This window comes from Streptomyces sp. NPDC059895 (assembly GCF_042731035.1).
GTDB lineage: Bacteria > Actinomycetota > Actinomycetes > Streptomycetales > Streptomycetaceae > Streptomyces.
On the sequence record NZ_JBHWKO010000011.1, the window covers coordinates 175,407 to 200,585 of the forward strand.

A 25,179-nucleotide genomic window follows, 5' to 3' on the forward strand; every position below is an offset into this window, starting at 1 on the left:
GTGATGGCCGAGGACCGGGTGCCGCGGGTGCGCGCGCTGCTCGACGCGGTGCGCGCCGAGGGGCGGACCGCGCTGACCGCGCCCGAGGGCAAGGTGGTCGCGGACGCGTACGGGATCGCCGTACCGGGCGAGGAGCTGGCGCGGGACGTCGAGGAGGCCGTGGCGTACGCGGCGCGCTTCGGCGGACCCGTGGTGATGAAGATCGTCTCGCCGGACATCCTGCACAAGACCGACGCGGGCGGTGTGATCGTCGGGGTGGAGGAGGCCGCGGACGTACGGGCGGCGTTCCACCGCATCGTGGAGAACGCGCGGGCGTACGACGCGGACGCCCGGATCGACGGCGTCCAGGTGCAGGAGCTGCTGCCCCGGGGGCAGGAGGTCATCGTCGGCGCGGTGACGGACCCGACGTTCGGGAAGGTCGTGGCCTTCGGGCTCGGCGGGGTGCTGGTGGAGGTCCTCAAGGACGTCACGTTCCGGCTCGCGCCCGTGGACGCCGGCGAGGCGCTGTCGATGCTGGACTCGATCCGGTCTGCGGAGATCCTGCGCGGGGTGCGCGGCGGGCCGGCCGTGGACCGGTGGGCGGTCGCCGAGCAGATCCGGCGGGTGTCCCGACTCGTCGCGGACTTCCCGGAGATCGCGGAGGTGGACCTCAACCCGGTGATCGCGACGCCCGAGGGGGCGGTCGCCGCCGACATCCGGGTCATCCTCGCGCAGTCCGTGCCGAAGCCTCGGCGGACGTACTCGCGCGAGGAGATCCTCGCCTCGATGCGCCGGCTGATGCAGCCGTCGTCGGTCGCCGTGATCGGCGCCTCCAACGAGCAGGGCAAGATCGGCAACTCGGTGATGCGCAACCTCGTCGACGGCGGTTTCGCCGGGGACATCCACCCGGTGAACCCCCGGGCCGACGACATCCTCGGCCGCAAGGCGTACAAGAGTGTCACCGACGTTCCCGGTGAGGTGGATGTGGCGGTCTTCGCGATCCCCGCCCGGTTCGTGGCCGCGGCCCTGGAGGAGGTGGGACGCAAGAGGATCCCGAACGCCGTGCTGATCCCCTCCGGGTTCGCGGAGACCGGCGAGCACGGGCTCCAGGCGGAGATCGTGGCGATCGCCGAACGGCACGGCGTCCGGCTGCTCGGGCCGAACATCTACGGCTACTACTCGACCTGGCACGACCTGTGCGCCACGTTCTGCACGCCGTACGACGTCAAGGGCGGGGTGGCGCTGACCTCGCAGTCCGGCGGCATCGGGATGGCCGTCCTCGGGTTCGCGCGGACCACGAAGACGGGCGTGTCGGCGATCGTGGGCCTCGGCAACAAGTCGGACCTGGACGAGGACGACCTGCTGACCTGGTTCGGCGAGGACCCGCGCACCGAGTGCGTCGCCATGCACCTGGAGGACCTCAAGGACGGGCGCGCCTTCGTAGAGGCCGCGCGGGCGACCGTGCCGAGGAAGCCGGTCGTCGTCCTGAAGGCGGGGCGCACGGCGGCGGGGGCGAAGGCCGCCGGATCGCACACCGGGGCCCTCGCGGGCGACGACGCCGTGTACGACGACATCCTGCGGCAGGCCGGTGTCATCCGGGCGCCCGGCCTGAACGACATGCTGGAGTACGCGCGCGCGTTGCCGGTGCTGCCCACCCCCCGGGGGGACAACATCGTGATCATCACGGGCGCGGGCGGCAGCGGGGTGCTGCTGTCCGACGCGGTGACCGACAACGGCCTCACCCTGATGGAGATCCCGCCGGACCTGGACGCGTCGTTCCGGGCGTTCATCCCGCCCTTCGGGGCGGCGGGCAACCCGGTCGACATCACGGGGGGCGAGCCGCCGTCGACGTACGAGGCGACGATCCGGCTGGGCCTTCAGGACCCGCGCGTCCACGCGCTCGTCCTCGGCTACTGGCACACCATCGTCACCCCGCCGATGGTCTTCGCGGAGCTCACCGCGCGTGTGGTGGCCGAGTTCCGCGAGCGGGGCGTCGTCAAGCCCGTGGTGGCGTCGCTCGCCGGTGACGTGGAGGTCGAGGAGGCCTGCCAGTACCTGTACGAGCGGGGCGTCGTCGCCTACCCGTACACGACCGAGCAGCCGGTGGCCGTGCTCGGCGCCAAGTACCGGTGGGCGCGCGCGGCGGGGTTGCTGGGGGGCGGTTCATGACGTGATCCCGGTGCGGGGCCGGCCGACGGTGCGCGTCGGCCGGCCCCGGGACCCAGTGCGCACACGAAAGGCATGGGACAGGGGGCGCTGGCCAGATCTTTCGACGCAAGGGGTGCGACACACATGACAACCACCGACTTCTCGACCCCACTTCCCTACCGGGAGGTGGCGGACCGCAACGGCCGGGTGTACCGGATCGGCGAGACCGACCGGGACATCATGGGACGGCCGCGCTGGACCATGGTGCTCTTCCCGTGGATGGGGATGCTGGGCATCAGCTCCTCGGAGTACGCGTTCACCTCGGCCGAGGACACCCTGCACGAGGCCCATCTGTGGAACAGCGGGCACATCTTCTGGCTGATGGGCGTCTGGGTGTTCTTCCAGGCGGCCGTCGCCTTCCCCGCCGGGCAGCTGCGGGAGAGCGGCAGGCTTCCCGCGCGGTACGCGATGATGCTCGGCGCGCTGGGCACCGTCTGCGGCTATCTGTCGCTGGCGTTCGCGCCACACGTGATCGTCGCCTACATCGGCTTCGGCATGTGCAGCGGCATCGGCGCCGGCCTCGTCTACGCGACCTGCGTGAACATGGTCGGCAAGTGGTATCCGGAACGCAAGGGCGGCAAGACCGGCATGGTCAACGGCGGTTTCGCCTACGGCTCGGTGCCCTTCGTGTTCCTGTTCACCTCGTACATGGACCTGGGCAACTACCGGGGCGTCCTGGTGACGGTGGGCCTGATCTGCTGCTCGGTCGTCGCCGTCGCCGGCTGGTTCTTCAAGGACCCGCCGAAGAACTGGTGGCCCGCGCACGTCGACCCGCTCCGGATGACCGACGACCCGAAGATCCGCCGGGCGCTGGAGAAGAACCCGCCGGCGGTCAAGCAGTACACCCCGAAGGAGGCCGCCCGTACCCCCGTTCTGTGGATGATGTGGTTCTGTCTGCTGTGCACGGCCGGCATCAACATCTTCGGCATCGCCTTCCAGGTGCCGTTCGGCAAGGACATGGGCTTCGCCGGCGGGATCGTGGCCACGGCGATGTCCCTGAAGGCGATCGTCAACGGCACCGGGCGCGGGGTGATCGGCTGGATCTCCGACCGGTTCGGCCGCCGCAGCACGCTGGTCATCGTCTGTCTGGTGCTCGGCACCGCCCAGTTCGGGGTGCTGGTCTCCGGGCAGATGGGCAGCATGCCGTTCTTCCTGTTCTGCTCCATGGTGTCCGGCTTCGGGGGCGGCGCGATCTTCCCGCTGTTCGCCGCCATGACGGCGGACTACTTCGGGGAGAACAACAACGCCTCCAACTACGGGATGGTCTACAGCTCGAAGCTCATCTCGGGTCTCGTGGGCTCCGGCATGGGCGCGGTCGTGGTCGGCGCGTGGGACTACGAGGGCGCGTTCGTGATAGCCGGCTCGATCGGGCTGGCCTCCGCGGTGCTGGCGCTCTTCCTGAAGGCCCCGGGCCGGCCGCAGGCCCGCAAGGTCGTCCCCAACCCGCAGCCGCTCGGCGAGGAGACCGCGTGACCTGACGCACGGTCCCGTCGCGGACGGACCGACGGCGGATCCCGTCGCCGCGCACCTTTCCCACCACTGGTACGGCTGAGGCCGGCACGGCCGTTCCCCTGAGGCGGCCCTCCCCCGGGCACGGGGAGGGCCGCCTCAAGGGTGTCGGCGCGGGCGGGGGCCCCTCCGCGAGGCGTGTGGCCCGGCGGGCGGGGGCCCGCCCGCCGGGCTATGACTCCTGGCGCGCGTGGTACGAGCGGCGCGTGTGCTCGGTGTGCTCGCGCATGAGCCGGGTGGCGCGCTGTTCGTCGCCGTCCGCGATGGCGGCGATGAGGTCGCGGTGCTCCTCCCAGGACTGCTGTCCGCGCTGCCGGGCGACGGGCGTGTAGTACCAGCGGACCCGCCGGTCGACCTGCGCCGCCAGTTCGGCGAGGACCGCGTTGCCCGCGAGCTCCATCACCTTGGCGTGGAAACGGGCGTTGAGGGCGACCGCGGCGTCCACGTCGTCGGAGGCGACGGCCCCCATGCCCTGCGCGAGCAGCTCGTTCAGGGCCTCGACGCCGGCCCGGTCGGCGTGCGCGGCGGCGAGCCGGGCCGCCTCGGCCTCCAGCAGGGTGCGCACGGTGAGGAGCTGGTCGGCCTCCTCCTCGGTGGGCACGTGCACGAACGCTCCCTGGGCGGGCCGCAGGTCGACCCACCCCTCGGTGTTCAGCCGTTGCAGGGCCTCGCGCACGGGCTGGCGGGAGACGCCGAGGTGGCCGGCGAGTTCGCTCTCGACGAGGTGCTGGCCGGGCTGCAGCGCGCGGGTGGTGATGAGTTCGAGCAGGGCTTCGTAGACGCGCTCGCGCAGCGGGCCGGGGCGTTCGAGCCTGGGCACCGCACCCTGCGGCAGTCCTGTCGACAACATCGGTCGGTCCCCCTCCTGGGCAGCGCCGGGGCCGGCAGCCGGGAAGCCAGTATCGATTGTCTTTCGTCTACAGTCTACGGCTCACTGTAGCCAGGCCGGCGGACAGTCGTCCTCGTCACACCGGCCCGCACGACCCCCGCGCGGGCGGCCCCCCGCTCTCACGGGCACCGCACGACCTGCCCGGCGTACGACAGGTTCCCTCCGAAGCCGAACAGCAGCACGGGGTCGCCGGTGGAGATCGCGCCCTGTTCGACCAGCTTGGAGAAGGCGAGGGGGATGCTGGCGGCGGAGGTGTTGCCGGACTCGGTGACGTCCCGGGCGACGACGGCGTTCACGGCGCCGATCTTCGCGGCGAGGGGTTCGATGATGCGCAGGTTCGCCTGGTGCAGGACCACGGCGGCGAGGTCCGCCGGGGTGAGCCCGGCGCGCTCGCACGCCTCGCGGGCGAGCGGGGGCAGCCGGGTGGTGGCCCAGCGGTAGACGCTCTGCCCCTCCTGGGCGAACCGGGCGGGCTGTCCCTCGATGCGCACCGCGTGTCCCATCTCGGGCACGGACCCCCACAGCACGGGGGCGATGCCCGGCTCGGCGCCGTCCGGACAGGCCTCGACCACGGCGGCGCCGGCCCCGTCGCCGACGAGGACGCAGGTGGTGCGGTCGGTCCAGTCGGTGACCTCGGACATCTTGTCGGCGCCGATGACCAGTGCCCGGCTCGCGGCGCCCGCCCGCACGGTGTGGTCGGCGGTGGCCAGCGCGTGGGTGAACCCGGCGCACACGACGTTGACGTCCATGGCGGCCGGGCTCGGAACGCCCAGGTGGGCGGCGACCCGGGCGGCCATGTTGGGTGAGCGGTCGACGGCGGTCGAGGTCGCGACCAGCACCAGGTCGATGTCGGCGGGCGTGAGCCCGGCGGTGGCGAGCGCCTTGGCGGCGGCGTGCGCGGCGAGCTCGTCCACGGGTTCGTCGGGGCCGGCGATGTGGCGCGTACGGATGCCCACCCGGCTCCTGATCCACTCGTCACTGGTGTCGACCAGGCCCGCCAGGTCCTCGTTGGTGAGGATCCTCGCGGGCTGGTAGTGGCCGACGGCGGCGATGCGCGAGCCAGTCATTGGGTGATCCCCTCGGTGCCTCGGGTAGCGGGATGCACCAGTCTGATCAGTGACTCACGGGTACGAGGGCGCGTGAAGCGACAGGAAACGGGCGTCCGGGTTGTCGGCTTCCCTCTAACCGTCGGACACCCGCCCAGTCCATCCCCCGAACGGGCGATAAATGGCCGCCTCCCCGACCGCCTACCCGGTGAACAGCTGCGTCGCCTTGCGTACGAGCTCGTAGAGGCCGTAAACGAGGGGCGCCCCCACCCACAGCCACACGAAGGCGACGAGGGGCAGGGGGGTCCCTGCGCCCGGGCGGGGTCCGGAGCCGGGGAGGTCAGGCGGACTCGGGCTGCTGGGGCTGGGCTCGGGCGGCATCGGCGGCCTCTCTCGGGGCGGGGACGTGGTGGTGGCGGGCGTGGACGGGCCGGACGAGTTCGTTGGCGACGAAGCCGACGGCGAGCAGCCCGATCATGATGAACAGGGACAGGGTGTAGAGGGACGCGCCGTGCCGGCCGGCCTCCTCCTGCCGGTCGGCGATCCAGTTCACGATCAGCGGGCCGAGGACGCCCGCCGTGGACCATGCGGTGAGCAGCCGCCCGTGGATCGCGCCGACCTGGTAGGTGCCGAACAGGTCCTTGAGGTAGGCGGGGATCGTCGCGAAGCCGCCGCCGTAGAAGGAGAGGATCACCAGCGCGCACAGGACGAACAGGGGCTTGGAGGAGTCCCCGAACAGGGCGATCAGGGCGTACGTCAGGGCGCCGACGCCGAGGTACACGCGGTAGACGTTCTTGCGTCCGATCAGGTCGGAGCTGGACGACCAGCCGATACGGCCCGCCATGTTGGCCGCCGACAGCAGGGCGACGAAGCCGGCCGCGGCCGTCACGGAGACGGGGGTGGAGGTGTCGGCGAAGAAGTCCGTGATCATCGGGGCGGCCTTCTCCAGGATGCCGATGCCGGCGGTCACGTTCATGCAGAGCACGACCCACAGGCACCAGAACTGGGGGGTGCGCACGGCGCTGCGGGCCGAGACCTGCACGCCTCGCGGGGCCCCCGGTCCGGCGCCGGCGGCCGGCTCCGCGGCCCGCGGGACGCGCACCAGCAGCACGCCCAGGGTCATGAAGACCGCGTACGCCAGCCCGTGGACGAGGAAGGCGAGCGCGATCCCGGAAGGGTCGGCGCCGAACGACTCCAGCATCCGCGCCGACCAGGGCGAGGCGATGAGCGCGCCGCCGCCGAAGCCCATGATGGCGATGCCGGTGGCCATGCCGGGCCGGTCCGGGAACCACTTGATCAGGGTGGAGACGGGCGAGATGTAGCCGATGCCCAGGCCGATGCCGCCGACGAAGCCGTAGCCGAGGACGATCAGCCAGTACCGCTCGGTGGCGGCGCCGAGCGCGGAGACCAGGAAGCCGGAGGAGAAGCAGACCAGGGCGACGGTCATCGCCCAGCGCGGGCCGTTGCGTTCGACGAGGGTGCCGCCGAACGCGGCGGACAGGCCGAGCATGACGATGGCGAGCTGGAAGGGCAGCGCGCTCTGGGTGCCGGTGAGGCCGAGCGCGGACTCCAGCGGCGGCTTGAAGACGGACCAGGCGTAGGCCTGCCCGATGGAGAGGTGGACCGAGAGCGCGGCCGGGGGGACGAGCCAGCGGCTCCAGCCGGGCGGTGCGACGGGGGGACTCATGAGTCCGGAACGGTAGGAAGGATTCCGGCAGTTGAGAAGGAGGCGCGTCGGGCGGGTGCGGTGAGCGGTACCCGGGGTGCGCCGAACGGTCGGACCGGCCGGTTTCCAGGCTTTCCCCAGGTGCTGCGCCGACCCTTGCCGCCCCTATCGCCATACTGTAGACAATATTCAGTCGACAGCGTTCGGCAGTTCCTCGGTACCCTCGACCGAACGGAGCTCCACCGTCATGAAAGTCGCAGTCCTCGGCGCCGGTGCGATCGGCGCCTACGTCGGTGCCGCGCTCCATCGCGCCGGCGCCGACGTGCACCTCGTCGCCCGTGGACCGCATCTCGCGGCCATGAGGCGGCACGGGGTGCGGGTGCTCAGCGAGCGGGGCGACTTCACCGCCCGCGCCCACGCCACCGACGACCCGGCCGAGATCGGCCCGGCCGACTTCGTCTTCCTGGGCCTCAAGGCCCACGCGTACGCGGCGTGCGGGCCGCTGATCGGGCCCCTGCTGCACGGCACCACCGCGGTGGTCGCCGCCCAGAACGGCATCCCCTGGTGGTACTTCCACCGGCACGGCGGCCCCCACGACGGGCACCGCGTCGAGAGCGTGGACCCGGGCGGCGCGGTCAGTGCGGTGCTCGCGCCCGAACGGGCCGTCGGCTGCGTGGTCTACGCCGCCACCGAACTCGAAGCCCCCGGCGTCGTACGGCACTTGGAGGGAACCCGCTTCTCGGTCGGCGAGCCCGACCGCAGCGTCTCGGCGCGCTGCCTGGCGTTCAGCGGGGCCATGACGGCGGGCGGGCTGAAGTGCCCGGTGGAGCCCGACCTGCGCAACGACATCTGGCTCAAACTGCTCGGCAACATCTCCTTCAACCCGATCAGCGCCCTCGCCCGCGCGACCATGCGGCAGATGTGCCTGCACGGCGGCACCCGCCGGGTCATCGAGACGATGATGCGCGAGACGCTCGCCGTCGCCGAGGCCCTCGGCTGCGAGGTGGGCGTCTCCATCGAGCGCCGGCTCGCGGGCGCGGAGCGCGTCGGCGACCACCGCACCTCCACGCTCCAGGACCTGGAGCGCGGCAAACCGCTCGAACTGGACGTCCTCCTCGCGGCGGTCGTCGAGTTGGCGGAGATCACCGGCGTGGAGGTGCCCACCCTGCGCACCGTGCACGCCATCTCGGACCTGCTCGCGCTGAGGAGCGCCGCATGAAGAGCACGAGGAACACGAGCACCACAAGCACAACAAGCATCATGAGCACCACGAGGAACACAACGAACACGAGGGACACGAGGACCACGGCGCAACGCGACCGGGCTCCCCGGACCTACGCCCGGCTCACCCACCCGCTCGTCCGCGACTCCCGCGACGAGCCGTTCCGACAGGCGAGCTGGGAGGAGGCGCTGGACCGGGCGGCCCGCGGCCTGGCCGCCGCGCGCGGCGCGTTCGGCATGTTCTCCTGCGCCCGCGCCACCAACGAGATGAACTACGTGGCGCAGAAGTTCGCCCGGGTCGTCATGGGCACCAACAACGTCGACTCCTGCAACCGGACGTGTCACGCGCCGAGCGTCGCCGGTCTGTCGGCCGCGTTCGGCTCCGGCGGGGGGACGTCGTCGTACGCGGAGATCGAGCACACGGACGTCATCGTGATGTGGGGCTCCAACGCCCGGTTCGCGCATCCGATCTTCTTCCAGCACGTGCTGAGGGGCATCCGCAACGGCGCCCGGATGTACGCGGTCGACCCGCGGCGGACGTCCACCGCCGAGTGGGCGGAGAGCTGGCTCGGGCTCGACGTCGGGACCGACATCCCGATGGCCCACGCGATCGGCCGCGAGATCATCCACGCCGGTCTGGCGAACCGGACCTTCATCGAGCGGGCGACCAGCGGCTTCGAGGAGTACCGGGCGCTGGTCGAGCCGTGGACGCTCTCCCTCGCCCAGAAGGTGACGGGCGTCCCGGCCGCCGCGATCCGGGAGCTGGCGCACGCCTACGCCCGCGCCGAGCGGGCCCAGCTGTGCTGGACCCTCGGCATCACCGAGCACCACAACGGCACCGACAACGTCCGCGCGCTGATCAACCTCTCCCTGCTCACCGGGCACGTGGGGCGCCTCGGCTCGGGACTGCAGCCGCTGCGCGGCCAGAACAACGTGCAGGGCGGCGGTGACATGGGCGCCATCCCCAACCGCCTGCCCGGCTTCCAGGACATCCTCGACCCCGCCGCCCGGCTGAGGTTCGAGACGGCCTGGGACACCGTCATCGAGCCGCACCACGGAATGAACCTGACGGAGATGTTCGAGGCGATGGAGGAGGGCTCGCTGAGGGCCGTCTACTGCATCGGCGAGAACCCGGCGCAGTCCGAGGCCGACAGCGAGCAGGCCGTACGCCGTCTGAAGGCCCTCGACTTCCTCGTCGTGCAGGACATCTTCCTGACGAAGACGGCCGAGCTGGCGGACGTCGTGCTGCCCGCCACCGCGGGCTGGGCGGAGACCGAGGGCACCACCACCAACAGCGAACGGCGGGTCCAGCGCGTGCGCCGCGCGGTGACGCCTCCCGGTGAGGCCCGCGAGGACATCGACATCCTCTGCGACCTGGCGGCCCGGCTCGGCCACGACTGGAAGTACGCCGACTCCGAGACCGTCTGGAACGAGCTGCGGTCGCTCTCGCCGGACCACTACGGCATGACGTACGAGCGGCTGGAGGAACACCAGGGCATCCAGTGGCCGTGCCCGAGCACCGAGCGGCTCGAACCGACCTTCCTGCACGGCCGGTTGTGGGAGGCCGAGCCCGCGCGGCGCGGCCCGCGGGCGCCGTTCGGGATCGTGCGGCACGATCCGCCGGTCGACCTGACGGACGAGGAGTACCCGGTCCGGCTCACCACGGGCAGGCGGCTGGACTCCTACAACACCGGGGTGCAGAGCGGGGGTTACGCCTCCCCGCTGCGGCGCGGCGAGTACGTGGAGCTGTGCCCGGAGGACGCGGAGCGCTTCGGCGTCGTGGTCGGGGAACGGGTGCGGGTGACGTCCCGGCGCGGATCCGTGGTGGCGCCGGTGTGGATCGACACCGCGCTGCGGCCCGGGCTGGCCTTCATGACCATGCACTTTCCCGACGAGGTGGACACCAACCGGCTGACGATCGAGGCGAACTGTCCCATCGCGGGGACGGCGGAGTTCAAGGCGTCGGCGATCCGGATCGAGAAGCTCCCGGCCCCGAACGGTGTGAGGTGACGGCGTGGACCTGCACTTCGGCGACAGCAAGCCGACGGACGACGAACGGGCGGCCGTCGACGCCCTGCTGGGCCCTCCCGAGTCGTCGTGGGAGGGCGCGGACCGGTCCGACGCGGACCTGCGGTGGGCGCGCGGCGGACGGCAGGCCCGCGACCGCCGCGACCTGCTGCTGCCGGGGCTGCACGCGGTCAACGACCGGGTCGGCTGGATCAGCGAGGGCGCCCTCGCCTACCTCTGCCGCCGCCTGACCGTGCCGCCCGCGGAGGCGTACGGCGTCGCCACCTTCTACGCGATGTTCTCCGTCCGGCCCCGCCCCGCGACGGTCCTGCACGTGTGCACGGACCTCGCCTGCACCGCCGCCGGCGCCGGCGAGCTGTGCGCCGGCGCGGAGTCCGCCCTCGGCCCGGGCGTCCACGTCGAGCGCAGCCCCTGCCTCGGCCTGTGCGAACGCGCCCCGGCCGCCCTCGCGATCAGGGCGGGCGACCCGGCGCGTACGGCGGTGTCGGCACCGGCGACCGTGCGGGAGGCCGTGCGCGCCGCGACCGCGCCGGACTCCGCGCCCGGGGAGCCGCCCGCGCGGGCGGCGGTCCCGCAGGCCGGCGAGGAGGGGCTGGTGCTGCTGCGCCGCGTCGGCGTGGTGGACCCCACCTCCCTGGACGACTACCGCGCCCACGGCGGGTACGCGGCGCTGCGCCGCGCCTTCGCGCTCGGTCCCGCCGGCGTCATCCGGGAGGTCACCGACTCGGGGCTGGTGGGGCGCGGGGGCGCGGCCTTCCCCACCGGCCGCAAGTGGCAGGCCACCGCGTCCCAGCCGGACCACCCGCACTACGTGGTGTGCAACGCCGACGAGTCCGAGCCGGGCACCTTCAAGGACCGGGTGCTGATGGAGGGCGACCCGTACGCGCTCGTCGAGGCGATGACGATCGCCGGGTACGCGGTCGGCGCGCACCGGGGCTACCTGTACGTGCGCGGCGAGTACCCGCGGGCGATCGAGCGCATGGGGCACGCCGTGGACCGGGCGCGGGAGCGGGGGCTGCTCGGCGACGACGTCCTCGGCCAGGGCTACGCCTTCGACATCGAGATCCGCCGCGGCGCGGGCGCCTACGTCTGCGGCGAGGAGACGGCCCTGTTCAACTCGATCGAGGGCCGGCGGGGCGAGCCGCGCTCCAAGCCGCCGTTCCCGGTGGAGAAGGGCCTGTTCGGCAAGCCGACGGTGGCCAACAACGTGGAGACGCTGGTCAACGTCCTGCCGGTGCTGACCATGGGCGCGCCGGCGTACGCGGCGGTCGGCACGGGGCGGTCCACCGGCCCCAAGCTGTTCTGCGTGTCGGGCAGCGTGCGGCGGCCGGGCGTGTACGAGCTGCCGTTCGGCGCGACGCTGGGCGAGCTGCTGGCGCGGGCCGGTGTGCGCGACGGGCTGCGGGCGGTACTGCTCGGTGGGGCGGCCGGCGGCTTCGTACGGCCCGACGAGACGGACGTCCCGCTCACCTTCGAGGGCACGCGGGAGGCGGGCACGACGCTCGGCTCGGGGGTGGTGATGGCCTTCGACGACACCGTCCCACTGCCCCGGCTGCTGCTGCGCATCGCGGAGTTCTTCCGGGACGAGTCGTGCGGGCAGTGCGTGCCGTGCCGGGTGGGGACCGTCCGCCAGGAGGAGGCGCTGCACCGGATCGTGGAGCGCACGGGCGCGGCCGCAGCCGACGACATCGCCCTGCTGCGGGAGGTCGGCCGGGCGATGCGGGACGCCTCGATCTGCGGTCTGGGCCAGACCGCGTGGAACGCCGTGGAATCCGCCATCGACCGCTTGGGGGCGTACGAATGACCGTGACACCGCTGGGGATCCCGCGCCGGCTGCTGGAGTTCACCCTCGACGGCGAGCCGGTGCGCGCGCCCGAGGGCGCCACGCTCCTCGACGCGTGCCGGGCGGCCGGGAAGGACGTGCCGACCCTCTGCCACGGGGACACGCTCACGCCGAAGAACGCCTGCCGCCTCTGCGTCGTGGAGGTGGAGGGCTCGCGCACCCTGGTCCCGGCGTGCTCCCGCCGGGCGGAGCCCGGCATGGAGGTCCGCACCGGCACCGAACGCGTCCGGCACAGCCGCAGGATCGTCCTCGAACTCCTCGCCTCGTCGGTCGATCTGTCCACGACACCAATGGTTGCGGAATGGGTGAAGGAGTACGAGGCGAAGCCGGACCGCTTAGGTCCGGACGCGGCCCGGCTGAACGAGGAGCCCCGGGTCGACAACGACCTCTACGTCCGCGACTACGACAAGTGCGTCCTCTGCTACAAGTGCGTCGACGCCTGCGGTGACCAGTGGCAGAACACCTTCGCGATCTCCGTCGCGGGGCGCGGTTTCGACGCCCGGATCGCCGTCGAGCACGACGCGCCGCTGACCGACTCGGCGTGTGTCTACTGCGGGAACTGCGTCGAGGTGTGCCCGACGGGGGCGCTGTCGTTCAAGTCGGAGTTCGACCGACGGGCGGCGGGTACTTGGGATGAATCGGCACAGACCAGGACGACGACCGTGTGCGCCTACTGCGGAGTGGGCTGCAACCTCACGCTCCACGTGCAGGACAATGAGATCGTGAAGGTCACCTCACCGCACGACAACCCGGTGACCCACGGCAACCTCTGCATCAAGGGCCGCTTCGGCTACCAGCACGTACAGAACCGGGGCTGATCACGACATGGGACGAGTCACCGAACGACGCAAGGTGCTGCGCATACGCGACGGGGCGGTCTCCAGCCGGCCGGACACACTCGTCGCCGAGGAACCGCTGGAGATCCGGCTCAACGGCAAACCGCTCGCCATCACCATGCGCACCCCCGGTGACGACTTCGCCCTCGCCGCCGGATTCCTGGTCAGCGAGGGCGTCCTGGCCTCCGCGGACGACCTGCTGAACATCGTCTACTGCGCGGGGGCGAGGGCCGACGGGTCGAACACCTACAACGTCGTCGACGTACGGACCGCCCCCGGCGTCACGCTCCCCGACATCACCCTCGAACGGAACGTCTACACCACGTCCTCCTGCGGCCTGTGCGGCAAGGCGAGCCTCGACGCGGTCCGTACGACGGCGCACTGGCCCATCGCCGACACTCCCCCGGTCCGGGTCACGCCGGAGCTGCTGGCGGAGCTCCCCGACCGGCTGCGCGCGGCCCAGCGGGTCTTCGACCGGACCGGGGGGCTGCACGCGGCGGCCCTGTTCTCCGAGGACGGCGAGGTGCTGGACGTCCGGGAGGACGTCGGCCGGCACAACGCGGTCGACAAGCTGGTCGGGCGCGCCCTGCGGAACGGGGAACTGCCGCTGTCCCGGACGATCCTGCTGGTGTCGGGGCGGGCCTCCTTCGAGCTGGCGCAGAAGGCGGTGATGGCGGGCATCCCGGTGCTGGCGGCGGTCTCGGCACCCTCCTCGCTGGCGGTGGACCTGGCCGCGGAGACCGGGCTGACGCTGGTGGGTTTCCTGCGGGGCAGTTCCATGAACGTGTACGCGGGTGAGGACCGCATCGCCCTGCGGACCGCGGCCGCCCGGGGCTGAGGCGGGCTGCCCGCGGCACGGCGGCGGGGCCCCGACCGGCGGGGAGCGCCCCCTGCGCCGCGCAGGGGCCCCGTCTCGGCCTCCGGCCCCCGCCGGGCCGGTCGGCGGCGCCCTCAGCGCGCGGTGAACCGCACCTCGCCGGCCCGCACGACCGTGCCCAGCCGGGGGAAGTCCAGCCGTACCGACGCCTCGTGCTCGGCGCCGGTGAGCGCGGCCATCGCGTCCTCGACGAAGACCAGGCCGTAGCCGAGGTCGGCGGCGGCGCGGGCCGTGGACTCGACGCCGAGGTTGGTGGCGATGCCGCCGAACACCAGGGTGGTGACGCCGTGCCGGCGCAGCCGGTCGTCCAGGCCCGTGCCCTGGAAGCCGCCGACGGTCCGTTTGACGACCTCCACGTCGCCGTCGCGCAGCAGCCCGTGCACCAGGTCGCTGCCGGGCGGCTGGTCGGCGACGCCGGGGCGCTCGACGCGGACGAGGACGACGAGGGCGCCGGCCGCCCGGAACGCGTCCGCCAGTTCTCCGGCGGCGTCCAGCACGTCGGTGCCCTTGCGGGGCTCCAGGGGCAGCGCGACGATCCGGTCCATCAGATCGACGAGGACGAGCGCGGTGCGCGTGGGGTCGAGCGTGAGGGGTGCGGTCATGACGGAACGTTATCCGTCGTCAGCCGTCCGTACGGGAAATCGCGTCCGACGGGTCCGTGAACGGGTCGCGCGCCATCTTTCGCCACGCGTGGGGGTTCCTGATCTTTCGCCACGCGTAGGGGTGCCTGATCTTTCGCCACGCATGGGGGTGCCTGCCGGTCGCGTCGCGGGCGCGGGTCGTGGGTGGCTGGTCGCGCAGTTCCCCGCGCCCCTCAGGTCGGCGTCCTCCCGCCGGATGGCACGGCCGCCGGGATCGGGCGGCCGCCCGGGCCCCCTCAGCCGCGGTGGGGGCGCGGGCCTCGCGGGCGCGGGTCGTGGGTGGCTGGTCGCGCAGTTCCCCGCGCCCCTCAGGTCGGCGTCCTCCCGCCGGTCGGCACGGCCGCCGGGGCCCCCTCAGCCGCGGCCGGGGCCCGCGTCGACCGCGGTGCGTGGCGCGGCGCCCGTCGGCGGGGCGGAGTCGGGCTCCGGGGCCGGGTCCGGGTTCGGGTCCGGGTCCGGGTTCGGGTCCGGGTCCGGGTCGTGCGAGCGGCGTTTGGCGATCACCGCGCAGACCATGAGCTGCATCTGGTGGAAGAGCATCAGCGGCAGCACCGCCAGGGAGGCATGCGCGCCGAACAGCACGCTCGCCATGGGCAGCCCGGAGGCCAGGGACTTCTTTGAGCCGGCGAACTGGATCGCGATGCGGTCCTCCCGGCCGAAGCGCAGTGCCTTGGCCCCGTACCAGGTCAGCGCCAGCATGACGGCGAGCAGGACGGCCTCGACGACCAGCAGTCCGGCGAGCCGGACGGGACGGACCTGGTGCCAGATGCCCTGGACCACGCCCTCGCTGAACGCGGTGTAGACGACGAGGAGGATCGAACCGCGGTCGACGTAGCCGAGGACCTTCTTGTGCCGGGCGACGAACCCGCCGATCCAGCGCCGCAGCAGTTGTCCGGAGACGAACGGGACGAGCAGTTGCAGCACGATCTCGGCGACGGAGTCCGCGGCGAAGCCGCCGGCGCTGCTGCCGAGCAGCGCGGCCGCGAGCAGCGGGGTGACGACGATGCCGACGAGGGAGGAGAAGGAGCCCGCGCAGATCGCGGCGGGCACGTTGCCGCGGGCGATCGAGGTGAAGGCGATGGACGACTGGATGGTCGACGGGACCAGGGTGAGGAAGAGCAGCCCCTGGTAGAGCGGCTCGGTGAGGAACACCGGGACGAGGCCGCGGGCGGCCAGCCCGAGCAGCGGGAAGACCACGAAGGTGCAGGCGAGGACGGTGACGTGCAGCCGCCAGTGCTTCAGCCCGTCCAGCGCCTCCCGGGTGGACAGGCGGGCGCCGTAGAGGAAGAAGAGGAAGGCGATGGCGGCCGTGGAGGCGCCGGAGGCCACATCGGCGCCGGTGCCGCGGGCCGGCCAGAGCGCGGCGAGGCCCACCGTCCCGAGCAGCAGCAGGATGTACGGGTCGATCGGCATCCAGCTCGGCCATCTCAGGCGTTTCACGGTGCTCCACTTGCTCGTTCGCTGCCATCGGTGCGACGGCCCGGAGGGCCCCCCTCCATCGTGCTCCTCGCCACCGTGATCGGGAATCCGTCATACCGCTCTCACTGCTATCGCGCACCGCGATGAGCGCGTACCGTGGTCGCCGTGTACGACCCCTCCCACCTGCGCACCTTCCTGGCCGTCGCGCAGACCCTGAGCTTCACGCAGGCCGCCCGGCGGCTCGGGCTGCGCCAGTCCACGGTCAGTCAGCACGTACGGCGGCTGGAGGACGCGACGGGCCGGACGCTGTTCACACGGGACACGCACTCGGTGGAGCTGACGGAGGACGGCGAGGCGATGCTCGGCTTCGCGCGCCGGATCCTGGAGGTGCACGAGCAGGCCACGGCGTTCTTCACCGGTACGCGGCTGCGGGGCCGGCTGCGGTTCGGCGCCTCCGAGGACTTCGTGCTGACCCGGCTGCCGGAGATCCTCGAGGGCTTCCGGCACGACCATCCCGAGGTCGATCTGGAGCTGACGGTGGAGCTGTCCGGCACGCTGCACGAGCAGCTGGCGGCCGGGAAGCTGGACCTGGTGCTGGCCAAGCGGCTGCCCGAGGACCCGCGCGGGGAGCTGGTCTGGACCGACGAGCTGGTGTGGATCGGCGCGGAACGGCTGCGGCTGGACGCCGACCGCCCGGTGCCGCTCATCGTGTACCCGCCGCCGGGCATCACCCGGGCCCGCGCGCTGGAGGCGCTGGAGCGGCAGGGGCGGGCGTGGCGGATCGCGTGCACGAGCGGCAGCCTCAACGGTCTGGTCGCGGCGGCGCGGGCGGGCCTCGGGGTGATGGCGCACACGCGGGGGCTGATCCCGCCCGGTCTGGTCAGGGTTCCCGACCGGTCGGGGCTGCCGGAGCTCGGCCGGGTGGACTTCGTCCTGGTGCACGGCCGGCGCCGGACGTCCGCGCAGGGCGCGGCGGACGCCCTGGCGGCGGCGGTCCTGGCGGGCGGCGACCGGCTGCACCGGCGGGGGCCGGGCCCGCGCACCGCCCCACCGGTCCGGTCCGGGCCGCCGTGACGGAATCGGGCGTTCCTCCGCTGTTCGAGGTGAGGGGACGACGCCTGGGTGCCGCGTGGACGACGCGTGGAGCGGGCCCTGCCGGAGGGGCGTCGGGCCCGGTGACCGGTTCGGGCAGATTCGGTGGAGGTTACGGCCCCGGAACTTACTGAACGGTCAGTTTTCTGTCCGACCCTTCCGCATGTGAGCCCATTTTCCGGTACTGACCAGCTCGGACAAGAGCATCGCGCGCTTTCCGCCCCCCTCCCGCCCCGACCGGGCGTGGGGTAGCTTTCACGGCGCTGTGCGGCCATGGGAAGCGGGGTGCGGGTTGCGTGAGTTCACCACTCCTGCGTCGGCGTCGGCACCGCCGGTGGGCGGACTGGCCGACGTCGTCTTCCGGCACGCCCAGGACGACCCCCGCCACATCGCGCTCGGCCGCAAGAACGAGCGGGGCGCGTGGCGGGACGTGACCGCGGCGGAGTTCCGCGACGAGGTCCTCGCCCTGGCCAAGGGCCTGCTCGCCCAGGGCGTCCGGTTCGGCGACCGCGTCGCGATCATGTCCCGCACCCGCTACGAGTGGACCCTCTTCGACTTCGCCCTGTGGACCATCGGCGCCCAGGTCGTCCCCGTCTACCCCACCTCCTCGGCCGAACAGTGCTTCTGGATGCTGTACGACGCGGAGGTCACGGCCGCGGTCGTCGAGCACGAGGACCACGCGATGACCATCGCCACCGTCATCGACCGGCTGCCGGGCCTGCGGCGCCTGTGGCAGCTGGACTCCGGCTGCGTGCAGGAGCTGTACGACGCGGGCGCCGCCATCGACGACGACGTGGTGCACCGGCACCGGGAGGCGGTCACCCCCGACTCGGTCGCCACCGTCATCTACACCTCCGGCACGACCGGCCGGCCCAAGGGCTGTGTCGTCTCGCACGGCAACTTCATGTTCGAGGCGGACACCGTCATCGAGCGCTGGGAGCCGGTGTTCCACTCCAAGAAGGGCGACGAGGCGGCGACCCTGCTGTTCCTGCCGCTCGCGCACGTCTTCGGTCGGATGGTGCAGATCGCCGCGATCCGCGGCAAGGTCCGCTTCGGCCACCAGCTGCACGCGGCCGCCCTGCTGCCCGACCTGGCCGCGTTCCGGCCGACGTTCTTCCTGGCCGTGCCGTACATCTTCGAGAAGGTGTTCGACGCGGCCCGCCGCAAGGCCGAGCGGGAGGGCAGGGCGGGCCCGTTCGAGAAGGCCGTGGACGTGGCGGTGAACTACGCGGAGGCCGTGGAGGCGAAGGCGTGGGGCATCGGGCCCGGCCCGTCGGCGGGGCTGCGGATGCAGCACCAGTTCTTCGACAAGGTCGTCTACTCCAAGGTGCGCGCGGCGATGGGCGGCCGGGTCCGGCACGCCATGTCGGGCGGCTCGGCCATGGACCGCCGGATGGGTCTGTTCTTCGCCGGCGCGGGCGTGCAGATCTACGAGGGCTACGGCCTGACCGAGTCCACGGCGGCCGCGACCGCGAACCCGCCCGGCCGCACCCGCTACGGCACCGTCGGCCAGGCCATCCCCGGCACGACCGTGCACATCGCGGACGACGGTGAGATCTGGCTGCGCGGCGACAACGTCTTCCAGGGCTACCTCAACAACCCCAAGGCCACCGACGAGACGCTGCAGGACGGCTGGCTGGCCACCGGCGACCTCGGCGTCCTCGACGAGGACGGCTACCTCACCATTACCGGCCGCAAGAAGGAGATCCTCGTCACCTCCGGCGGCAAGAGCGTCTCACCGGGGCTGCTGGAGGAACGCGTCCGCGACCATCCGCTGGTCAACCAGTGCATCGTCGTCGGCAACGACCGGCCGTTCATCGCGGCCCTGGTCACCCTCGACCAGGAGGCCGTCGAGCACTGGCTCCAGATGCACCGCAAACCCGGGATGAAGCCGGCCGAGCTGGTGCGCGACCGCGACCTGGAGACGGAGGTGCGCCGCGCCGTGGTCGCCGCCAACACCCAGGTCTCCCAGGCGGAGTCGATCCGCACCTTCCGCATCCTCGCGCAGCCCTTCACCGAGGAGCACGGCCTGCTCACCCCGTCCCTGAAGCTGAAGCGCCGGGCCATCGAGCACACCTACGCCGCCGAGGTCGACGCCCTGTACCGCACATGAGGCCACGGGGGCGCGGGTAACGGGACGACACGCGCCACGGCGACGAATTCGGGGGTCAGGAATGCATCCCGCCTCGTGATCGTTGACGATGGGAGGAACATTTGACGGACAACCGAAGGATCGAGAGCTCGTGAGCAGCAAGGTCCCCCCGATCACCCTCAACAACGGCGTCGAGATGCCCCAGCTGGGGTTCGGCGTCTGGCAGGTGCCGGACGACGAGGCGGAGCAGGCGGTCACCACCGCCCTGGAGGCCGGGTACCGCAGCATCGACACAGCGGCGATCTACGGCAACGAAGAGGGCACCGGCAAGGCGATCACCTCCTCCGGCCTGCCCCGCGAGGACATCTTCGTCACCACCAAGCTCTGGAACAGCGACCAGGGCTACGACGCGACGCTGCGCGCGTTCGACACCTCCCTGGAGAAGCTGGGCCTGGACTACGTCGACCTGTACCTGATCCACTGGCCACTGCCGGCCCGGGGCACGTACGTCGACACCTACAAGGCGTTCGAGAAGCTCCTCGCGGACGGCCGCGTCCGGGCCATCGGCGTCTCCAACTTCCTCCCCGAGCACCTGGAGCGGCTGATCGGCGAGACGTCGGTCATCCCGGCCGTCAACCAGATCGAGCTCCACCCGCACCTGCAACAGCACGCCTCGCGGGAGTTCCACGCCGAGCAGGGCATCGCCACCGAGGCCTGGTCGCCGCTCGGCCAGGGCAAGGGCCTGCTGGAGGTCTCGGCGATCGTCGCCATCGCGCGCAAGCACGACCGCACCCCGGCCCAGGTCGTGCTGCGCTGGCACCTCCAGACCGGCAACATCGTGATCCCCAAGTCCGTGACGCCGTCCCGGATCAAGGAGAACATCGAGGTCTTCGACTTCAGCCTGGACACCGAGGACCTGGCGGCGATCAGCGCGCTGAACGAGGACCGGCGCATCGGCCCGGACCCGGCCGAGTTCGACGTGGTCTGAGCGGACTCGCCGCCACCGGTCCGGGGGACGTGTTCGGCGCCCCCGGACCGGTCGCTCACGCCTGGGCCGGTCGCTCACGCCTGGACCGGCTTGACCGCCGTGTGCACGGTGTGGGCCGCCAGGACGAACACGTCCGGCCTGCGGTGCAGGCCCGCGGGGTCGGCCGGGTCGAGCAGCCGGTCCAGGACGGCGCGGTCGTCGGCGTCGAGCACGTCGCCGAAGGCGTCCCGCAGCCGGCCGAGGGAGGCGGCGATGTGGGCGCGGGCCCGGTCGGAGGCCGGGGCGGGCAGGTCGAGCAGGAAGGTGCGGGAGCGGGCCTGCTTCAGCCCCGCGGCGCCCAGCAGGGCCGCCCAGTCCTCGGTCTCCGCGACGGAACCGGGCAGATCGGCCCGCATCCGGGCGAACCACTCCGCCTCCAGCGCGTCCAGCCGCGCCTCCAGGCCGGGGCGGCCGATGCCCAGGTCGCGGGGGAGGAACCGGGACGGCAGACCGCCCTCCATGATCGCCAGCGTGCCGCCGGGCGCGAGCCGCTCGGCGAACGCGGCGAGGGCGGCGCGCTGGTCGCCGAGGTGGTGCAGGCTGCGGCCGGCCCACAGCAGGTCGGCCGGGTAGTCCAGCTCGGCGAGGACGCCGGGGAGGTCACCGGCCAGGGTGTCGAACCGGTCCCCGTGGCCGAGCCGGCCGGCCCGCGCCCGGGCCCGCTCCAGGAGCGGCGCCGAACCGTCGACGGCCAGCACCCGCGCGCCGGGGAACGTCTCGGCGAACAGGCAGGTGACGACACCGGGGCCGCTGCCCACGTCGACGATCAGCCCCGGCTCGGTCACCTCCCTGCCCAGCCAGGACAGGGCCCGCTCGTACAGAGGCGTGAAGAGTTCGGCCTGCGCCTCCAGGTGCGGGGCCATCTCGGCCCAGTCGATGTCGGTGTCCTGGCCGTGACCGTGGTGGTGGTGTCCGTGCCCGCCGTGCGGCCGGTCCGGGTGGTCCGCGTGGTCCGCGTGGTCCGCGCCGTGGGTGTCGCCCTGGTGGCCTTGGTGGCCGTGGTGGCCGTGGTGGCCGTGGTGGCCGTGCTGCTGGTGCGCCATGGTGGTCAGCCTCTCCTCCGGTGTGCCGACAGCGTGCGCCGACGCACCGGACGGAGGCCACCGCTGTTGCCGGGACGGCAAAAAACGGAGTCCCTTGAGCAAACCGGATCCGCACGGTCCCGGACGGAGTGAAGCGGGCGGAGCCCCCGCCGGACCGTCAGCGACGGTTCCGGCGGGAGCTCCGTCCGGTGTCACCCGGTCAGGACAGCGGCGGGTAGGCGTTCTGCATCAGCTGCTGGAACTGCGCGGAGAACCAGTGGCCGGAGAGCGGCGCGCCCGCCAGGGAACCCGACAGGTTGTTGCCGTTGCGGGCGTTGCCCGTGTACGTCGGGTCGCACATGCGGTCGAAGCCCTTGCCCTCGTCGTTCTCGATCGCCGTGCTGGAGCCGTCGGACTCGCCCGGCGGCTTCATCCAGACGTAGGCGTCGATCCCGGTCGCCGGGGCGGCCTGCGGACGCTCGCCGAGGCCGGCTCCGGCCTGGTTGCACCAGTTGCCGATGTGGATGCGGCGGTCGTAGCGGCCGCCGTCGACGTAGGTGTCGACGGAGGTCGTGGCGCCCGGGCCGGTGGGCCGGGCGGTGCCGCCCCAGCCGTTGCGGGAGGTGTCGATCAGCATGCCGATGCCGGAGTCGAAGCCGGCCGTCACCAGCTGGTTGCGGAAGGCCTGCGCGTACGACAGCTCGTCGACGTAGCGGTTCCAGTCGACCCACTCCGACTGGCGCACCGAGGTGCCGTTGACGGTGTCGTTGACGGTGAAGTTGTTCTCCTTCAGGGCGCTGTAGTTCGCCGTGTTGGTGATGAAGCCGTGGACGTCGTCGACGGTGGCGCCCTCGGCGTTGGCGGCCTGGTAGAAGAGCTGGGCGGACGGCGCGAAGTTGTCGTCCCAGCCGAGCCAGCCGTGGTGACCGGCGTCGATGTAGTTGTAGACGTTGGGGATCGCCCCGAGCCGGCTCAGCGCGTAGCCGACGCCCTTCACGTAGTTGCCGTTGGCCAGCATGGTGTCGCAGGCCGCGGTCGCGGTCGCCCGGCTGCCGGTGTTGGTGACGAGGTTGGGCAGCGAGTCGATCTCGATGGTGGTGACGATCCGCAGCGAGGCGTAGGCCGGGTCGGCGAGGATCTCCGCGATCGGGTCGATGAACTCGCTCTTGTAGCGGTCGATCTCCGTCGGTCCCAGCTCGCCGTTGGAGGCCAGGGCGGCGCAGTCACGGCCGGGCAGGTCGTAGATCACCAGCTGGACGACCTCCTCGTCGGAGCCCTGCTGCTCCAGGGCCGCGTCGAGGTGGTCCCGCAGGCCCATGCCGCCGTTCACGCCCTCGATGGCGGCGATCCGGTCGAGCCACACGCCCGTGGGCTGGTTGGAGATACGGCTGCCGCCGGTCTCGGCGGCGGCCTTCGCGGACCACTCGGGGTTCACGTAGACCTTGGCGCCGGTGTAGGGGTTGTCGACCCGGTCGGAGGGGTCGGTCGGATCGGTCGGGTCGGTCGGGTCCGTGGGATCGGTGGGATCGGTGCCGCCGTCGTCGACGTTGCAGGTCACACCGTCGAGGGTGAACGTGGTCGGGACGGCGTTGGTGCCGCTGTAGGTGCCCTGGAAGCCGAAGCTGGCCGACCCTCCGGTCGCCAGGGTGCCGTTGTAGCTCTCGTTGGCGGCGGTGACGGCCGTCCCGGACTGGGTGATCTTGGCGTTCCAGCCGCTGGTGATCTTCTGGTTTCCGGCGTACGACCACTTCACCGACCAGCTGGACTTCGCGGTGGAGTTGTTGGTGACGGTGACGTTGGCGGTGAATCCACTGCCCCAGTCGTTCTGCACCTGGTAGGCGACGGAGCAGGGGACGGCGGCGATGCCGACGTCACCGGGGACGACCGCGAGTGCCGTCCCGGAGGCACCGGCGACCAGCGCCAGCGCGGCGAGTATCGCTGTTCTGCTGCGGCTCATGAGTGCGGGTTTCCCTCTCGTTGCGGATCTGGTGTGGTGCGGATCTCGTGCGGTGCGGTGCGGATTTCGTGCGGTGGGGAGGGCGTGCGGCGCGGATCTCGCGCCGTACGGGTGTGTCATCCGTTCAGGGCGCGCAGATGGTCGCGCAGCCCGATGCCGTACGCCGTGGGCGTCCCGTCGTAGTCGGAGATCAGGGACGGACCCGAGGAGCAGTCCCAGGTGTTCCAGGTCCAGCCCAGGTACGACAGGTCGCGCTCGTCGAACCACTGCATGACCTGGTCGACGAAACCGTGTGAGCAGGTGTTCTCCCCGATCTCCCCCGCCACCAGCGGAACCTGGGCGGCGACCGGGGCGAGCGTGGAGTTCCAGCAGCTCTCGTTGGCACAGGAGTTGAAGTTGTACACGTGCCAGGCGGCGGCGAGGTTGCCCGCCGGGTCGGTGGGCCGGTGGGCCGGCCACTGGCTGAGGTCGTTGGAGTAGGCGAGTCCCCCGGCGAGGATCAGGTTCGTGGCGCCGGTGGACCGTACGGCGTCGACGAGGTCCTGCATGCCGGCGACCTCGTAGCCGATGCCGGAGCAGGTGCCGCCGTCCCGCCAGCACTGCCACGCCTCGGTGGCCGTGGCGGTCGCGCGGTCCGGGTAGGGCTCGTTGAACAGGTCGAACACCACCGCCGGGTCGTCCTTGAAGGTGTCGGCCACCGAGGTCCAGAACGCCGGCGTGTACCGCATGTTCGGCATCGGCTTCTGGCAGGAGGCGTGCACGTCGGAGCAGCCGGCCGAGTTTCCCGTGTACTGGCCCCAGGACCAGTGCAGTTCGAGCATCGGTGTCATGCCGTGCGCCTCGACGCGGGCCACCAGGTCCTCGACCGCGGCGATGTACCGCGCCCCGCCGTACTCGGTCGCGATGTTGGACAGGCCCAGCCAGCACTCCTCGTTCAGGGGGATGCGGACGGTGTTGGCGTTCCAGTCGGCGATCGCCTGGACGGCGGCGTCGTCGACGGGGCCGTCGAAGATGCCGCGGCCCTGCACGCACATGAACTCGCCGCCGGAACGGTTGACGCCGAGCAGACGACGGGTGGTGCCGTCGGCGTCCACGAGCTGGTTCCCGGAGACGCGCAGCACGGGCGGCTCGTCACCGGTGTCCGGCGGATCGGTCGGCGTGGGGGTGGGAGTCGGGGTCGGGGTGGAAGTGGTCGTGGAGGTGGGGGTGGGCGTGGGGTCGGTGGCGACGTTGCAGGTGGTGCCGTTGAGCCGGAACGCGGTCGGTGCGGTGTTGGTCCCCGCCCTGGTGGCCAGGAATCCGGCGCTGACGCTCGCGCCGGTGCCGAGCGTGCCGTTGTAGCTCTCGTTCACCGCGGTGACGGTCGCGCCGGACTGGGACCACTTGGCGTTCCAGCCCTGTGTGACCGTCTGGCCGTTCGCGAAGTCGAAGCCGAGGCTCCAACCGCTCATGGCCGCGGCGTTGTTCGTGATGGTCACGGCCCCCTGGAAGCCGGCGTCCCACTGGCCGGTGACGGAGTACTCCACCGTGCACGCGGGCGTGGCTCCCTGTGCCGTCACGGCCGGCAGGATGGCGCCCAGGCTCAGGGCGACCGTGCCGGTGACGGCTAAAAGTACTGAACGCGGGGGGTGTCGCATGAGCGACTCCTTGCAGCTCGGGCACGTCGTGACGGACGCGCCGACTGATGGAATCGCTCCCACTGGTGTCGATGAAGCTAGCGCCAAGGGTCGGCAAAGAACAAGAGACCTGCTGACTTTCCCTCAACTTCCTCGCGTCGAATCTTTTCGACTCTTCAAGCACCTTGACCGCACTCCAGCCCCTCCCCAC

The 25,179-nt window shown here is 72.0% G+C and carries 19 protein-coding genes; 10 read left to right on the top strand and 9 right to left on the bottom strand.

The features are described from left to right. The first annotated feature begins 3 nt into the window (after window positions 1–3). Together ACFV9M_RS15960 and ACFV9M_RS15965 are read left to right on the top strand one after the other, a co-directional pair. Window positions 4–2,148: an acetate--CoA ligase family protein gene (locus tag ACFV9M_RS15960; protein ID WP_385069102.1), complete on the top strand. Its 2,145-nt coding sequence runs from the start codon at window positions 4–6 to the stop codon at window positions 2,146–2,148. Between the two features lie 123 nt (window positions 2,149–2,271). Next, window positions 2,272–3,660 (top strand): OFA family MFS transporter, encoded by a 1,389-nt coding sequence (locus ACFV9M_RS15965; RefSeq protein WP_385069100.1) that lies wholly within the window; start codon window positions 2,272–2,274, stop codon window positions 3,658–3,660. A 208-nt stretch (window positions 3,661–3,868) separates the two neighbouring features. Here ACFV9M_RS15965 and ACFV9M_RS15970 read toward each other — a convergent pair whose 3' ends face one another. The 4 genes from ACFV9M_RS15970 to ACFV9M_RS15985 all read right to left on the bottom strand — a co-directional run bounded on the left by ACFV9M_RS15970 (window position 3,869) and on the right by ACFV9M_RS15985 (window position 7,318). Further along, entirely contained in the window at window positions 3,869–4,546 is a 678-nt protein-coding gene (locus ACFV9M_RS15970; protein WP_385069098.1) for a GntR family transcriptional regulator, read from the bottom strand. A gap of 158 nt (window positions 4,547–4,704) precedes the next feature. After that, window positions 4,705–5,652 (bottom strand): beta-ketoacyl-ACP synthase III, encoded by a 948-nt coding sequence (locus tag ACFV9M_RS15975; RefSeq protein ID WP_385069097.1) that lies wholly within the window; start codon window positions 5,650–5,652, stop codon window positions 4,705–4,707. A 180-nt stretch (window positions 5,653–5,832) separates the two neighbouring features. Then, a complete protein-coding gene (locus ACFV9M_RS15980; RefSeq protein ID WP_385069096.1) occupies window positions 5,833–6,012 on the bottom strand; it encodes a hypothetical protein in 180 nt (59 codons plus the stop codon). Then, window positions 5,972–7,318 carry an OFA family MFS transporter gene (locus ACFV9M_RS15985; RefSeq protein ID WP_385069095.1) on the bottom strand — a complete coding sequence of 449 codons (1,347 nt, stop codon included), beginning with the start codon at window positions 7,316–7,318 and terminating at the stop codon, window positions 5,972–5,974. Before ACFV9M_RS15985 ends, ACFV9M_RS15980 begins: the two co-directional genes overlap by 41 nt. A 226-nt stretch (window positions 7,319–7,544) precedes the next feature. Here ACFV9M_RS15985 and ACFV9M_RS15990 point away from each other — a divergent pair, with 226 nt between their 5' ends. From ACFV9M_RS15990 to fdhD, 5 genes are read left to right on the top strand one after another with little or no spacing between them, the layout of a single operon-like run. Next, window positions 7,545–8,516 (top strand): 2-dehydropantoate 2-reductase, encoded by a 972-nt coding sequence (locus ACFV9M_RS15990; RefSeq protein ID WP_385069093.1) that lies wholly within the window; start codon window positions 7,545–7,547, stop codon window positions 8,514–8,516. 41 nt (window positions 8,517–8,557) lie between these two features. Further along, window positions 8,558–10,528: a molybdopterin oxidoreductase family protein gene (locus ACFV9M_RS15995; protein ID WP_385069092.1), complete on the top strand. Its 1,971-nt coding sequence runs from the start codon at window positions 8,558–8,560 to the stop codon at window positions 10,526–10,528. Between the two features lie 4 nt (window positions 10,529–10,532). Continuing rightward, the gene (locus tag ACFV9M_RS16000) at window positions 10,533–12,350 is read left to right on the top strand and encodes an NADH-ubiquinone oxidoreductase-F iron-sulfur binding region domain-containing protein (RefSeq protein WP_385069090.1); all 1,818 of its coding nucleotides are present in this window, start codon (window positions 10,533–10,535) and stop codon (window positions 12,348–12,350) included. Continuing rightward, a complete protein-coding gene (locus ACFV9M_RS16005) occupies window positions 12,347–13,207 on the top strand; it encodes a 2Fe-2S iron-sulfur cluster-binding protein (RefSeq protein ID WP_385069089.1) in 861 nt (286 codons plus the stop codon). Before ACFV9M_RS16000 ends, ACFV9M_RS16005 begins: the two co-directional genes overlap by 4 nt. Window positions 13,208–13,214: 7 nt before the next feature. Beyond that, window positions 13,215–14,063, top strand: a complete 849-nt coding sequence (fdhD, locus tag ACFV9M_RS16010) for a formate dehydrogenase accessory sulfurtransferase FdhD (protein ID WP_385069087.1) — start codon at window positions 13,215–13,217, stop codon at window positions 14,061–14,063. Between the two features lie 113 nt (window positions 14,064–14,176). On the opposite strand, the gene ACFV9M_RS16015 is transcribed toward fdhD, so the two are convergent. Together ACFV9M_RS16015 and ACFV9M_RS16020 are read right to left on the bottom strand one after the other, a co-directional pair. Beyond that, window positions 14,177–14,704, bottom strand: coding sequence for an isochorismatase family protein (locus tag ACFV9M_RS16015; RefSeq protein ID WP_385069086.1), 528 nt, complete (start codon window positions 14,702–14,704; stop codon window positions 14,177–14,179). A 393-nt stretch (window positions 14,705–15,097) separates the two neighbouring features. Continuing rightward, complete coding sequence (locus ACFV9M_RS16020; RefSeq protein ID WP_385069121.1) at window positions 15,098–16,156, bottom strand: bile acid:sodium symporter family protein; 1,059 nt, start codon at window positions 16,154–16,156, stop codon at window positions 15,098–15,100. A gap of 171 nt (window positions 16,157–16,327) precedes the next feature. Between ACFV9M_RS16020 and ACFV9M_RS16025 the strand changes: the two genes are divergently transcribed. The 3 genes from ACFV9M_RS16025 (at window position 16,328) to ACFV9M_RS16035 (ending at window position 20,334) form a co-directional block, all read left to right on the top strand. After that, complete coding sequence (locus ACFV9M_RS16025) at window positions 16,328–17,236, top strand: LysR substrate-binding domain-containing protein (RefSeq protein WP_385069085.1); 909 nt, start codon at window positions 16,328–16,330, stop codon at window positions 17,234–17,236. Window positions 17,237–17,546: 310 nt separating this feature from the next. Further along, window positions 17,547–19,367, top strand: a complete 1,821-nt coding sequence (locus ACFV9M_RS16030) for an AMP-dependent synthetase/ligase (RefSeq protein WP_385069083.1) — start codon at window positions 17,547–17,549, stop codon at window positions 19,365–19,367. A gap of 130 nt (window positions 19,368–19,497) precedes the next feature. After that, entirely contained in the window at window positions 19,498–20,334 is an 837-nt protein-coding gene (locus tag ACFV9M_RS16035; RefSeq protein WP_385069081.1) for an aldo/keto reductase, read from the top strand. A gap of 74 nt (window positions 20,335–20,408) precedes the next feature. On the opposite strand, the gene ACFV9M_RS16040 is transcribed toward ACFV9M_RS16035, so the two are convergent. From ACFV9M_RS16040 to ACFV9M_RS16050, 3 genes are all read right to left on the bottom strand, one after another. Next, a complete protein-coding gene (locus ACFV9M_RS16040; protein WP_385069079.1) occupies window positions 20,409–21,416 on the bottom strand; it encodes a class I SAM-dependent methyltransferase in 1,008 nt (335 codons plus the stop codon). A gap of 199 nt (window positions 21,417–21,615) precedes the next feature. Continuing rightward, window positions 21,616–23,352: a glycoside hydrolase family 6 protein gene (locus tag ACFV9M_RS16045; RefSeq protein WP_385069077.1), complete on the bottom strand. Its 1,737-nt coding sequence runs from the start codon at window positions 23,350–23,352 to the stop codon at window positions 21,616–21,618. Window positions 23,353–23,468: 116 nt separating this feature from the next. Then, complete coding sequence (locus tag ACFV9M_RS16050; RefSeq protein ID WP_385069075.1) at window positions 23,469–24,989, bottom strand: cellulase family glycosylhydrolase; 1,521 nt, start codon at window positions 24,987–24,989, stop codon at window positions 23,469–23,471. Between the last annotated feature and the right edge of the window lie 190 nt (window positions 24,990–25,179).